Origin of the sequence: Pseudomonas sp. BMS12 (assembly GCF_001592875.1) — a bacterium.
Classification (GTDB): Bacteria; Pseudomonadota; Gammaproteobacteria; order Pseudomonadales; family Pseudomonadaceae; genus Aquipseudomonas.
Window position 1 is genome coordinate 189,897 of the sequence record NZ_LSOF01000006.1, and the last position, 12,913, is coordinate 202,809.

Sequence of the window (12,913 nt, forward strand, 5' to 3'; positions counted from 1 at the left end):
CGGGTGGTTACATTTCTGTAAGGTTGAGGGGGCTCAGCAGTTGGCGTGTTCCGTCTGTCTGGCTTGGCTGCCGGCGACGGGAGCCTCATCCTTCTGCTGCTTGGCCAACTGATAGGCTTCCAGCGAGGCCTGGCGGGCTTGTTCCATGCGTGCAAACGTGCGATCGGCACCGCCTTCGGCCATTGCCAGGCTGGAAACACTGAGGGCAGCAACTACAAACAGGGTTTTGATCGATTTCATTTCGTAAATCCTCGTAAGTTTTAGACGCCCTCGTAACTAGAGGGAGCGAGCGTTAAGCTCGATGCCACGTTAACCACGAAGCCCTGTCAGCAACCTGATCTGAACATTACAGTTCTGTCAGGTTGCTATTTCTTTCTTGTAGCCCCTCCTGAAGGATCGATACTGTCTTCCTACGCGAGAAGCCTTGCGGATTCCATGGGGCCTGCTCGGCAGCAATGTCTGAGCTAACTCGCCCATTCGCACCTACGGATCGCGACCATCAAACACTCAAGAGAGATAGCCACTATGTCGAACAAATCCAACGTAGTTACCGGCGCCGCCCTGGCTCTGGTGGCCGCAAGCCTGTTCACTACCCTGCCCGCCCAGGCAGCCCAGGACACCAAAGCAGCAGAAGTGAAGTGCTTCGGGGTCAATGGTTGCAAAGGGCAGAACGACTGCATGACCGCGAAAAACGCCTGCAAAGGCCAAGGCGAATGCAAAGGCCAAGGGTTCAAGTTGATGACCCAAGCCAAATGTGACGAAGCCGGTGGCAAAACCAGCGAATAAGGCGGTTCAGGGGAGTGCATGCCACTCCCCTGCTGGAGTCTCGAATGAGTAAGCGCAAAACTCTGGGTTTCGGTCTTGGCCTTCGCAACGAGTATTACCGGCAGATCCTGGAGGAACGGCCTGCGGTCGACTGGTTCGAGATCATTTCCGAGAATTACCTGGTGGAGGGCGGCAAGGCTCTCTACTTCCTCGATGCGATCGGTGAGCACTACCCCCTGGTGATGCACGGGGTATCTCTTTCGATTGGCGGCTCACATGCCTTGGACATCGACTACCTACGACAGCTCAAGCAACTGGCAGACCGGGTGCAGCCTCAGTGGGTGTCTGATCACCTGTGCTGGAGTCGAGGCAACGCCCACCAACTTCACGATCTGCTGCCGCTGCCGTTTACCCAGGAGAGCCTGCTGCATGTCGCGGCCCGGGTGCGCCTGGTGCAGGATGTTTTGGAGCGTCCCATCGTGCTGGAGAACGTTTCCTCCTACGTGCAGTGGACAACATCCAGCATGAGCGAGTCTCAGTTCCTCTCGGAGCTCAGTTACCTGACTGGGTGCGAGCTGCTTCTCGACGTGAACAACGTCTACGTCAGCTCGCGAAACCAGGGTTTCGACCCTTGGCAATTCATCATGGAGTTGCCGCACGAGCGGATTCGGCAAATTCACCTGGCCGGGCACAGCGATTACGGGCAATACCTCATCGACACCCATGATCAGCCCATCGCTGATCCGGTTTGGTCTCTCTACAGCAAGACGTTGAGCTACTTGGGCCCGACATCGACCTTGATCGAGCGAGATGATCAGTTTCCGCCGCTGGAGGAGTTGTTGTCCGAATTAGCACATGCCCGTGCTATCGCCAAAGCTGTGATATCGGGGGCCACCCCTTGAGCCTGAGCGCCCTACAGACTGCATTTGAAATTTACCTGACAGGTGACAGTGCCCTGCCCTCCAACGAGCTTTTGGAGCAGATCAGAGGTAGCACAGCGCTGAGTGCTCTCGAAGGCCTGCAGATCTACCACAACGCTTACCGTTCGCGCCTGCTTGCAGTCTTGCGAGAAGACTTCCCTGCCCTGCTTCACTGGATCGGCAACGAATCATTCGAGCAGCTCGCACTGGCCTACATGGCCGCCTGGCCACCACGACATTTCAGCATTCGCTGGCTGGGCGAGAAGCTGCCCGAGTTCATTGGCAGCTACGTCGAAGAACCCCAACTATCGCCGATGCGCGAACTCGCGGAACTGGAGTGGGCCTTTACACTGGCCTTCGACGCTCAGGATGTCGAAGCGCTTTCAGCGGAGATCATGAGTAGCCTCTCAGCCGAGGACTGGATTGCTCTTCAGGTGGCCCTGGTGCCATCGGCCAACTGGCTGCAGATGCAGTACAACACACTGGATTTATGGAAGGCTGCCAAAGCCGATGCTCCCCTTCCTGCGACCACTCGCCTACCCAATGATCAGAGCTGCCTCGTCTGGCGGCATGATCTGGTATGTAGGTATCGAAGCTTGCAGCCTGATGAGGCAACGGCGCTGCGGTTATTCGCGAGTGGCGAGTCATTCGCTAGCCTTTGCGAGTCGTTACGTACGCCGCATGGAGATCACGCGCCCACGCAAGCTGCGATCTGGATGCGGCAGTGGATCAGTGACGGGCTGCTGGTTCGACTCTAGGCAAGTATGTGAAGACCGTTGCGGGCAACGGTCTTCGAACAGTCGGACCGCTTACTCGTCAATTTCAGCCCCAAAACCCAGTTCAAGAACCGTTTCTCGCACAGCTGCTGCGCTTTCTTCCGTGCTTACCGAAACGGTGCCAGTGGCTCGATTAATCACCACACGCGCCTCCGAATCCAAAGCTTGAATAGCCCTGGTGATCTTGCTGACACAGCTACCGCAGCCCATTCCCGTTACCTTCAGAACGACCATACACACCTCTCATCTAGCTCGGCTGGATTGCCGTGCTTTCAGAATCGACCTTGACACCTTGGCAAGGTCAATGCCTATTCAAATGATTCCGGCAATCTTTTTGGCAAGTAAGCGAAGCGCGAGCTATTAACTAATGGCACTGAGGGCTTTCAGTACCCAAGGAGGGCAAAAAGATGTCGCTGCTTCAGGAAATTCAGGCGTGGTCGAAGTCCTTGGCGCCTTGGCAAAGCGATGCGCTTGCCAGGCTATTGGCCAAACAGGAGCTGGACGCGACTGACCAGGCAGATTTACTCGCCTTGCTGAAATCAGCTCATGGGATTGAAGACACGCATAAACGCGAACCCAGCCCGTTGAAGGACGAACAAATTCCCGCGCCGGTAAAAGCGGAGACCCTTGTCCTGCTTCATGCGATTAGGGATCTCAAGCATGTGAACGCCATAGCTGAAGGGCAGTCTTTGCCCATTGGCGGTTCGGGTTTGACGGTTATATATGGAGATAACGGATCGGGCAAATCTGGCTACTCTAGGGTCCTTAAACGAGCCTGCCGTGCGCGAGATCAGAGTGAGCCCATCCATCCTAATGCGAACCTACCTGCTGACAAAACTGCGGCGCCTGAGGCTTGGTTTGATATCTCTGTCGATGGGGCCGCGCAAAGTGTTCAGTGGGTTCAAGGGCAGGCAGCTCCTGCCTTGCTGTCGTCACTGGCCATATTCGATACACGCTGCGCACGGGCTTACCTGGATACAGAAGATGACTTCTCTTACATCCCGTACGGTCTTGATGTGTTTGAAGGACTTGCAAAGCTTTACCGGCAATTCAAGACAACGATTGACGCAGAAATAGCCCAAGCAACAGTAGACCTGACGCTGTTTGCGCCGCTCCAAGGCGAAACACCTGTGGGACAACTGATTGCCACCTTGTCTGCGAAGACGAAGGTGGAGCAAATCGATGCACTCGCGTCTGTCACGCAAGAGGAACTGGCCCAACACGAAGCCTGGGGAAAGAGCCTACTCGAGGCTAACCCGAAGGAGAAGGCAACCCAGCACAGCCTCTTAGCGAAGCGGGTTGAGGCAATAGCAAATAGCGTGGCGGACAAGACCATACTGGTTAATGACGAGGTTGCGGCTGGTCTACGGAAAAAAACTGAGCTCTACCAAAAAGCTAAATCTGCCGCCGAAATCGCCGCCAAACAATTTGTAGAACAAGAAACCCTGCTGCCGGGTACTGGGGGCGAGGTGTGGCAGGAGCTTTTCGAGGCCGCACGCCGATATGCGGTGGAATCCCATCCAGGGCAAGTGTTTCCCCATCTCAACGCAGAGGCCCCCTGCCCGCTTTGCCAGCAGCCTCTCGGAGAAGGCGCTGAGAGATTACGTCGCTTCGAGCAGTTCATCTTGGCCGAAGCGAAAACGCTTGCCCAAGCGCGACGCCGCGATTTGTTCGCTGACTTTCGGGCATTGGAACAACACGATCTAGCGCTAGGCGCAGATGAAATCACCTTGGGAGAGATGGAGGTTCAGGCGGCTGGCTTGGCTGCCGAGGTGACCGCCTTCGAGGCAGCCTTGAAATCGAGGCAAGCGGCTTTGAAGCAGGCTGTCATCGATAATGCTTGGGATGAAATTGGCGAGATCCCGCCCAGCCCTGTAGGGCGTCTGCAGGTACTGGTTCAGGCACTGAATCGAAGCGCACAAGCATTAGAGCAAGCGTCCGATGAAAAGGCCCGCGCGGCACTACAGAAACAGTTTTCCGATTTGGACGCCAGAGTGCGCCTGCAGGCTATTAGAGATGCTGTAGTGGCGGCGGTCAACCAGTTGGTCATGCAAGCCAAGCTCAAGGCCTGCCTTGGCGATCTCAAAACTACAGGCATCTCAACCAAGGCCGGAGAGCTTGCAGAAAAAGTTGTCTCGCAAGAGTTGGAAAATGCCCTCAATCGCGAATTCAAAGCTCTCGGTGTAGGTACGCTGCAGCTTTCACTCAAAAGTCGGGCCGATAAAGGCAAAGCGCTGCATAGGCTGAAGCTCGAAACGACACAGAACCGAAGCCCTGGCGACATCCTTAGCGAGGGTGAGCAGCGGGCGATCGCTATCGCAGCGTTTCTATCTGAGGTGGAGCTTTCCGGTAGTCGAGGAGCGGTTATCTTTGATGATCCCGTGTCCTCGCTCGATCACCGGCGCAGAGAGCGTGTTGTGCAGCGTCTGGTTGCCGAGGCGGCCAAGCGCCAAGTCATCATTCTTACCCACGACATCTACTTCTTATCTCTGCTCATCGATGAGGCCGAGAAGCGGAACATCCCTATGCAGGCACAGAGCCTGAGCCGGCGCCCTGAGGGCTTCGGCGTCGCCGAGGCTGATTTACCTTTCGAGGGAAAAAACACTAGCAGGCGTATCGGCGCTCTTCGTGCTCATCAACAGCAAATTGCCAAATTGTATCGAGAAGGCAATGAACCTGAGCACCGGAAACAAACGGTCGAGGCGTACTTCCATCTCCGCATGGCTTGGGAGCGGGCCGTTGAGGAGGTTCTATTGCGCAAGGTGATCCTGCGATTCCGCAAAGGTGTTGAGACTCAGCGGCTAGTTGAGGTGGTTGTCGAGGATGACGACTATCGAGAGGTCTTTGCAGGGATGAGCCAGTGTTCAAACTATGCGCACGATAAAGCCTTAGCGGGAGGCGTGGCGGTACCTGATCCTGAGGAGTTGCTTGCAGATATTGAGCGCTTGGAATCTTGGAGGTCTCGCGTAGAAGAAAGAGCTGTGGCCACCCAAAAGCTGCGCAAAGCTAGATGAGGGTTCCGTTAGGTTGTAGTTCTAATCGATCCGCGTCTGCCGCAGCCGCAGCGCATTGAAAACCACCGAGGCTGAACTGACGCTCATTGCCAGAGCAGCGATCAAGGGCGACAGAAGATGCCCTGTCAGCGGATACAGCAGCCCGGCCGCTAGCGGGATACCCATCGCGTTGTAGAGGAATGCAAAGGCAAGGTTCTGCCTCATGTTCTTCACCGTGGCCACCGACAAGGTGCGCGCTCGCAGGATGCCCATCAGATCTCCCTTGACCAGGGTCACTTGGGCGCTGTTCATCGCCACGTCGGTGCCCGTGCCCATGGCGATGCCTACGTCGGCCCTGGCCAAGGCCGGCGCATCGTTGATGCCGTCGCCTGCCATGGCAACACGCCGGCCATAGCTCTGTAGGTCGGCGACTAATTTCTCCTTGTCCTGCGGTTTCACCTCGCCATGCACCTCCTCGATGCCCAACTGCTTCGCCACGGCTCTTGCTGTGGTGAGGCCATCGCCAGTGGCCATGATGACCTTCACGTCAGCGTTCTGGAGTTGAGCAACAGCCTGCTGGGAGGTCGGTTTGATTGGATCGGAAACGGCCAGGAGACCCGCCAGGCGACCATCTACGGCCAGATAGATGATGCTGATACCCTCCAGGCGCAGTTGCTCTGCACGGTTACGCAGCGGAGTAGTATCGACGCCCGCCTCCTCCATCAGCGCTGTGTTCCCAAGCTGCAGTTGATGGCCATCGACCTGTCCGCGCACACCAATACCTGAGCCAGACTCGAAGGTCTCCGGTTTCACCAAGGCAAGACCCTGTTCACGCGCATGATCGACAATGGCATGCGCCAGCGGATGCTCGCTGCCCTGGTCGAGGCTTGCGGCCAAGCGCAGAACCTCGACCGAGTCGAACGGCCCGGTTCCCTCTGCACTATGAAAGGCCGGCCGCCCCTGCGTCAGTGTCCCGGTCTTGTCAACGATCAAGGTGTCGATTTTGCAGAGGTTCTCGATAGCGCTGGCATCGCGGAATAGCACACCGCTGCTAGCGGCCTTGCCGGTCGCGACCATGACCGACATCGGCGTTGCCAAGCCCAGGGCGCATGGGCAGGCAATGATCAGTACGGCCACAGCGTTGATCAGGCCAAATACCCAACCTGATTCCGGCCCGAACAACCCCCACCCAAAAAATGTCAGGATCGCGATCAGGATCACCCCCACCACGAAATACCCTGCCACGGCATCGGCCATACGCTGCATGGGCGCCTTGGAACGCTGGGCCTTAGCCACCATCTGGACGATCTGCGACAACATGGTTTCGGCGCCCACCTTCTGCGCTTCCATCACCAGGCTGCCGTGGGTGTTCAGGGTGGCACCGATAAGGGTATCCCCTGCCCGCTTGGTGACGGGCACCGGCTCGCCGGTGAGCATCGACTCGTCGACAGCGCTCTCGCCCTCCAGCACGGTGCCATCCACCGGGACTTTTTCGCCCGGCCGGACACGCAAGTGGTCACCCTGATGGACGTGGGTCAGTGGAATATCTTCTTCCTGGCCGTCAGGCCTGATGCGCCGGGCAGTCTTGGGGGCCAATCCCAGCAGTGACTTAATGGCGGCAGAGGTCTGCGAGCGGGCTTTGAGTTCGAGCATCTGGCCCAACAGCGTGAGCGAGATGATCACCGCGGCGGCCTCGAAGTAGACGCCGATGCGTCCATCCTGAACGAAGGCCGCCGGGAACCACTGCGGCACCAGGGTGGCTGCCACGCTGTAGAGGTAGGCGGCTGCAGTCCCTAATCCGATCAGGGTCCACATATTAGGGCTGCGGTGCCGGATGGAGTCTATTCCGCGAGTGAAAAATACCCAGCCACCCCAAAGCGTCACGGGCGTTGCCAGAACCAGCTCAACCCAGTTCTGGGATGTTCCATGGAACAGCTGCAAGGAATGACCAGCCATCGCCAGCACGGTCACGATGACGGTCAATGGCAGGGTCCACCAGAACCGTCGCGAAAAGTCTTTCAGCTCCGGACTTTCTTCGTCTTCCAGCTCTGGAATGACGGGTTCGAGCGTCATCCCACAGATCGGGCAGTTGCCAGGGCTCGGTTGGCGGATCTCAGGATGCATCGGGCAGGTGTATTCAGCCCCCAGTCCTGCCTGAGTTGTGTGCTCTGGCGGAGCGGCATGCTGGTGGTGCCCGGCATGCGATTGATGGCTCATGTACTGATGCGGGGCTGCCTGGAACTTCTCCTGGCATTTTGTACTGCAGAACCGATAGGCCCTTCCCTCAAAGTTCTCCTGGTAAGGGCTATCAGATTTGACCTCCATGCCACACACCGGATCGCGTGGGCTCTCTGGGTGGCCGTGCGAGTGATGTGCATGGCCCTGGTCATGATGGCAGGAGGTCTTTTGCATTCGAGTTACTTCCTATCCTCGTCCTTGGAAACTGCGGCTCCGCTGGAGTGGGAGTGCCCGCCATGATTGTGGCCAAACAGATGCATCAGCGGGCATAGCAGCAGGATGAGGTATGGCAAAGCCTGCGAAAGATGACCGTAATGCTCGCGCGCGACATAGAAGATGCCGATTACGGCCAGCATGATCAGTGCGATGCCAATCTTGCTCTTCCAAAAAGGTGGTTCCGTAGTGCCGGTGTGGTGCGTGTGATCCATGACAATAGCCTCGGTTCAATGACCATAGAATCAGCATAGGTTGCTCAGGCCAGGCAGCGTTGACGCGTATCAATGGAGTTCAGCGTACGGTCACCTTACCGACCATTCCCGACTGATAATGTCCAGGAACATTGCAGGCGAACTCCAGATCAGTAGCGTCGGAGAAGGTCCAGATCAGCTCTTCGCGTGCACCTGGCTCGACCAGAACGCTGTTGGGATCGTCGTGCTCCATGCCGACCATCTTCATGCCGCCCATGGCGTGGTCCATTTTGCTCATGTCATGCGCTGCAGTCGGGGACAGCGTGCCGTTCTGAAACATCGCAGCCATCTCTTTCTGATGCGCAGCATGGGATGCCGCTTTGCCAAGGTTGAACTCGTGCAGCAGGGCTCCCTCGTTCAGCAGTACGAAGCGAACCGTCTCGCCCGCCTTGATTTCCATTGCCTTGGGTTCAAAGAAGATGTCCCCCATCCGTACCTCGATGGTGCGATCTACTGCCTGACTATCTCCCGACTGGCCGATGCTGTCTTTGTTGTGGCCCGGGCTGGCCATCGCGTTGGCTGCGCTGAGCAGCAAACCCACGGTGGTGATCAAAGAAAGGGATTTGAGTTTCATGGTGTGCCTCTGGGGTAGTTAGGAGGTATGCGCCCCTATGCTGATTGAGTGCAGCTGCCGGCACGCTGACGCGAAAACTACATTGCAGTAAGGTTTGTCAGATCGGTGCCACCCGGCCCTCGGCCAACGGGTAGCACCGGTGCCGATCTAACGCAGGGCGAAGTCCCCTACCATTCCCGCCTGGTAATGCCCAGGCAGCGTGCAGGCAAAATTCAAGGCCCCGGCCTGGGGGAATGTCCAAACGAACTCTTTGGTCGTGCCGGGCTCAACGAGGATGGCGTTCGCGTCTTCATGCTTGGCTTTGATGACTTCCGGATACCCGGGAGGATTGGAGTCTCCCGTGCCATAACGCTCATGCCAGACAATGCTTTCGGCCATACCGGTCGGTGTCAGCGTGCCGTCCTTGAACAAGGCCGCCATCTTGCGTTGGTGCGCCAGTTGGGACGCCGCTTGCCCTATGTTGAACTCGTGCATCAATGCGCCCTCGTTCTTCAGAACGAAGCGCACGGTCTCGCCGGGCTTTACGTTGATCGTCTTTTGGCTGTAGTTGATGTCGTCCATCTTCACCAAGATGGTACGAGTCGCCGGCGTTGCTTTGGCTTGTTGCCCAAAATCACTTCCACTGGGCTCGGCAATTGCCGGAATAGCAGTGCTGATGAACAGCGTGCTGATCAGTAACTTAAGGGGTAGGCGTTTCATGGTGAGACCTCGCTGGGATGCTGGAAATCTCATGCTATTACCCACTTGCTGCCAGGCCGCTGACCCCAAAACTACAATTGCGTCAGCTGGGAAAAAGCACGGCGCCATAGAGGCGCCGCTAGGCCAAAGGAGCAATCACGGAAGGCCTGGAAAATGGGGGAATCCTTACGGATGGCACTCTTTGTCGGCCATCATCAGCTTGTGCTCGCGAATCATTTGACCCAGCACGTCGTCTACCAGCTTGTCATGCTTTTCCATCCAGGCCAGATGCTCTTCGGTGGACATACCCGGAGCAGGATGTTCGTCGTGCAGCTGACTCATAATGTTTTCGAGCATTTTCATGTGCTCCTGCATGTGCACATGTCGCTCGCTGGCTGGGGCCTTCTCCGCCTGGATCAGCACAGCTTCTGCTTTGTCGCGCATCTGCTGGATGCGTTCGAATACTCGATCGCTGCCCCCTTCGGCCCAAGCCATAGAAGACAGCAGTAGCGAACCAACCAGAAGCAAAGGTTTCAGCGATTTCATGGGGCAGTCTCCATCATTGCAAACTGAGGCCGGCACCTCTGCTTTTGGTCTGTCGAGGGCCGAGAGCACAACCTAGTGCTCATGCTTGCACCCTAGACAAGCCACCCTGTCAGCGACCTGAAACCAGGATTACATTTTCGTAAGCTTCTGGTTGGTGCCGCTGTTTGCCTGCAAACTCAGGCCACCCGTTTTTTGGAGTCTGCTCGCATGAAACTACTGGTAGCTGAAGATGAACCCAAAACCGGTGCATATCTGCAGCAAGGCCTCACCGAAGCGGGATTCAATGTCGACCGGGTTATGACAGGTACGGATGCCCTGCAGCACGCACTGAGCGAGCCCTATGACCTGCTGATCCTGGATGTGATGATGCCGGGGCTGGACGGATGGGAAGTCCTGCGCATGGTGCGCGCCGCCGGAAAAGACGTCCCAGTGCTGTTCCTGACCGCACGCGATGGTGTGGAAGATCGCGTTAAAGGGTTGGAACTGGGGGCGGATGACTACCTGATCAAGCCCTTTGCTTTCTCAGAGCTTCTGGCCAGGGTCAGAACGCTGCTGCGCAGAGGCAATGGCTCACCCACGCAAACCACCATGAAAATTGCCGATCTCGAAGTCGATCTGATGAAGCGGCGCGCGATCCGGGGTGGGAAAAGAATTGACCTGACGGCGAAGGAGTTTTCACTGCTGGAACTGCTACTGCGCCGGCGCGGCGAAGTGCTCCCGAAATCGCTGATTGCTTCGCAGGTTTGGGACATGAACTTCGACAGCGACACCAACGTCATTGAGGTCGCTGTACGTCGGCTGCGCGCCAAGATCGATGACGATTTCGATCTCAAGCTGATCCATACCGCCCGCGGCATGGGGTACATGATGGATGCGCCGGAGTGAATATGAAGCACCTCTCGCTGACCGCCCGCATGAGCTTGATGTTCATGTCCGCGGTGATTGCCGTCCTGACAGTAGCGGGGCTGAGCTTCAACATGCTCAGCCAGCACCACTTCAAGATGCTGGACCGGCAGGCCCTGGTGGAAAAACTCGAATCAGCCAAACATATTCTCAACAACGCTCGCAGCGGAGCTAGCCTCTCCGAGGAGTTACCGCAGTTGCGAGCCTTGCTGGGAGCGCATCAGGATCTGGCCGCAACCATCCTGGCCAGCGACGGCGCAGTGCTCTTTTCCGACCCCAGAGCAGTCGAAGTGCCGGAACGCTTCAGGCGTGCCGATGAGCAGAGCATGTGGGAGTGGCAGAAAGACGAGCACATGTACCGGGGCATGACGGCTCAAATCTCTGTGACTGACCAACCCGAACCGCTTACAGCTCTGCTGATTCTCGATGTCACCAATCACACACACTTTTTCGACACGCTGCAGCGATGGTTCTGGATTGGATTGGTCATCAGTGCCTTGGTCAGTGCAGCGCTTGGCTGGGTGGTTGCTCGCAGTGGCCTCAGGCCGCTGCGACAGGTCACTCGTGTGGCCACCGGGATGTCCGCCCGTTCATTGCAGGAACGGATTCCTCTTGAGCCGGTGCCACAGGAACTTCAGCAGTTGGTACTGTCCTTCAACGCGATGCTGGCCCGACTTGAAGAGGCCTTCATTCGACTCTCCAATTTCTCCGCTGACATCGCACACGAACTGCGCACCCCCGTCAGCAACCTGATGACCCACACTGAAGTGGTGCTGAGCAAGAAGCGCGATATCAATGCCTACGAGGAGAATCTGTACTCGAACCTGGAGGAATTGAAGCGCATGTCTCGCATGATCGATGACATGCTGTTCTTGGCCAAGGCTGATAATGGCCTGATCATCCCAGAGCAGGCCAGGATCGAACTGGCTGACGTAGTCTTCAAACTGTTTGACTACTACCACCTCCTGGCCGAAGAACGCGGCATTGAACTATCGCTCACAGGCAAAGGCCAAGTGCCAGGAGATCGGCTGATGCTTGATCGAGCGCTGTCCAACTTGCTATCCAATGCGCTGCGTTACACGCCGGCGGGAAAGACAATTTCGGTTCTGATCCGCCAGACAGCGGACTCAACTACCTTCAGCATCGAGAACCCAGGGAACACAATCAGCTCGGAGCATCTAGAGAAACTCTTCGACCGCTTTTACCGGGTCGACCCTGCTCGACGCGAAGGTAGCCCGAGCAATGCCGGGCTCGGGCTTGCCATCACCCGATCCATAATCGAGGCTCACAAAGGCCGCATTTGGTGTACTTCAGCGGCTGGCCTCACGGGCTTTCACATTGAATTCCCCCATTCCAGCTGATGTCGGTCTGCCGGTAAGCAGACTACAGCTGACAGCTAGCCCAGCATGACAGAGCGAGCTCAGGTGCAATTCGACCGAGCGCAGATGGCTTTAGCCATCCAGGCAGGCAACGAGCGGTGAGCTGACACTAGAGCCCGCCATTCGCTCTCGGGTAGTAGTTTATGAAGCTTTGAAACGGCATCACCTACGCTTGCCTTGCCCAGCCAATCCAATGCTCGAATGGCATCCCCCGCTCCAGTAGCGCCAAGAGCCATCAACCATCGAGGCGCATGCCGAATCGATACCGTGGTCTTGCCAACCTGAAGCACCCTAGAGCGTCCGGTGGTTAGGAAGACATACCGAACAGGAACCTGTGTTGTCAGCCCCAATTTATTGGCGACGCTAGCCCCAGTGGCGACTATCAGCTCACCCTGCACATTTGCCAATGAGCGGACGATCATCTCCGGTGCCGGTGTGCGCGCGCCGAACCGAGTTTCGACTGCAGCAACATAAAAGCCCCGAGCAACACGAAACAGCTTTCCACCTTCGACCAGGCGAGAGAGCCCTCGCTGCGCAGCATGGCGAGGTCCCTGATGCACGAATCTGCCAGGTGTCAGAACTTCGCCTTCTGGAAGCTGTTGTATAATGTCTAGGATTTTCTCGGGAAGAGCCTTCATTGGCCGGCCAAATGCAGTGAGTGGCCCCTACCGAGA

General features: G+C 57.1%; 14 protein-coding genes. 6 read left to right on the plus strand and 8 right to left on the minus strand.

Annotation, left to right across the window (positions count from 1 at the left end; genetic code table 11):
• Nucleotides 1-33 precede the first annotated feature (33 nt).
• On the minus strand, nucleotides 34-240 hold the full coding sequence (locus AYB31_RS06930; protein ID WP_068827112.1) for a co-regulatory protein PtrA N-terminal domain-containing protein: 207 nt from the start codon (nucleotides 238-240) through the stop codon (nucleotides 34-36).
• 285 nt (nucleotides 241-525) lie between these two features.
• Here AYB31_RS06930 and bufA2 point away from each other — a divergent pair, with 285 nt between their 5' ends.
• From bufA2 to AYB31_RS06945, 3 genes are read left to right on the plus strand one after another with little or no spacing between them, the layout of a single operon-like run.
• Entirely contained in the window at nucleotides 526-786 is a 261-nt protein-coding gene (bufA2, locus tag AYB31_RS06935) for a BufA2 family periplasmic bufferin-type metallophore (RefSeq protein WP_068827113.1), read from the plus strand.
• Between the two features lie 44 nt (nucleotides 787-830).
• Nucleotides 831-1,667: an MNIO family bufferin maturase gene (gene bufB / locus AYB31_RS06940; protein WP_068827114.1), complete on the plus strand. Its 837-nt coding sequence runs from the start codon at nucleotides 831-833 to the stop codon at nucleotides 1,665-1,667.
• The gene (locus AYB31_RS06945) at nucleotides 1,664-2,443 is read left to right on the plus strand and encodes an HvfC/BufC N-terminal domain-containing protein (RefSeq protein ID WP_068827116.1); all 780 of its coding nucleotides are present in this window, start codon (nucleotides 1,664-1,666) and stop codon (nucleotides 2,441-2,443) included. The genes bufB and AYB31_RS06945 overlap by 4 nt, the downstream gene beginning before the upstream one ends.
• A 51-nt stretch (nucleotides 2,444-2,494) precedes the next feature.
• Here AYB31_RS06945 and AYB31_RS21060 read toward each other — a convergent pair whose 3' ends face one another.
• On the minus strand, nucleotides 2,495-2,695 hold the full coding sequence (locus AYB31_RS21060) for a heavy-metal-associated domain-containing protein (protein WP_082805229.1): 201 nt from the start codon (nucleotides 2,693-2,695) through the stop codon (nucleotides 2,495-2,497).
• A gap of 173 nt (nucleotides 2,696-2,868) precedes the next feature.
• On the opposite strand from AYB31_RS21060, the gene AYB31_RS06950 reads away from it, so the two are divergent.
• A complete protein-coding gene (locus AYB31_RS06950) occupies nucleotides 2,869-5,475 on the plus strand; it encodes an AAA family ATPase (RefSeq protein WP_068827117.1) in 2,607 nt (868 codons plus the stop codon).
• A 21-nt stretch (nucleotides 5,476-5,496) separates the two neighbouring features.
• Here AYB31_RS06950 and AYB31_RS06955 read toward each other — a convergent pair whose 3' ends face one another.
• The 5 genes from AYB31_RS06955 to AYB31_RS06975 form a co-directional block, all read right to left on the minus strand.
• On the minus strand, nucleotides 5,497-7,866 hold the full coding sequence (locus tag AYB31_RS06955; protein WP_082805230.1) for a heavy metal translocating P-type ATPase: 2,370 nt from the start codon (nucleotides 7,864-7,866) through the stop codon (nucleotides 5,497-5,499).
• A 5-nt stretch (nucleotides 7,867-7,871) separates the two neighbouring features.
• On the minus strand, nucleotides 7,872-8,120 hold the full coding sequence (locus AYB31_RS06960) for a DUF2933 domain-containing protein (protein ID WP_009686142.1): 249 nt from the start codon (nucleotides 8,118-8,120) through the stop codon (nucleotides 7,872-7,874).
• Nucleotides 8,121-8,199: 79 nt separating this feature from the next.
• Nucleotides 8,200-8,733, minus strand: coding sequence for a cupredoxin domain-containing protein (locus AYB31_RS06965; protein ID WP_068827119.1), 534 nt, complete (start codon nucleotides 8,731-8,733; stop codon nucleotides 8,200-8,202).
• A 147-nt stretch (nucleotides 8,734-8,880) separates the two neighbouring features.
• A complete protein-coding gene (locus AYB31_RS06970) occupies nucleotides 8,881-9,432 on the minus strand; it encodes a cupredoxin domain-containing protein (RefSeq protein WP_068827121.1) in 552 nt (183 codons plus the stop codon).
• Nucleotides 9,433-9,597: 165 nt separating this feature from the next.
• Nucleotides 9,598-9,957, minus strand: a complete 360-nt coding sequence (locus AYB31_RS06975; RefSeq protein WP_068827124.1) for a co-regulatory protein PtrA N-terminal domain-containing protein — start codon at nucleotides 9,955-9,957, stop codon at nucleotides 9,598-9,600.
• 207 nt (nucleotides 9,958-10,164) lie between these two features.
• On the opposite strand from AYB31_RS06975, the gene AYB31_RS06980 reads away from it, so the two are divergent.
• Nucleotides 10,165-10,842 carry a heavy metal response regulator transcription factor gene (locus AYB31_RS06980; RefSeq protein WP_068827127.1) on the plus strand — a complete coding sequence of 226 codons (678 nt, stop codon included), beginning with the start codon at nucleotides 10,165-10,167 and terminating at the stop codon, nucleotides 10,840-10,842.
• Between the two features lie 2 nt (nucleotides 10,843-10,844).
• Nucleotides 10,845-12,221, plus strand: a complete 1,377-nt coding sequence (locus tag AYB31_RS06985; protein ID WP_177332284.1) for a heavy metal sensor histidine kinase — start codon at nucleotides 10,845-10,847, stop codon at nucleotides 12,219-12,221.
• A 59-nt stretch (nucleotides 12,222-12,280) separates the two neighbouring features.
• Here AYB31_RS06985 and AYB31_RS21965 read toward each other — a convergent pair whose 3' ends face one another.
• The gene (locus tag AYB31_RS21965) at nucleotides 12,281-12,877 is read right to left on the minus strand and encodes a DUF6088 family protein (RefSeq protein ID WP_082805231.1); all 597 of its coding nucleotides are present in this window, start codon (nucleotides 12,875-12,877) and stop codon (nucleotides 12,281-12,283) included.
• Nucleotides 12,878-12,913 lie beyond the last annotated feature (36 nt).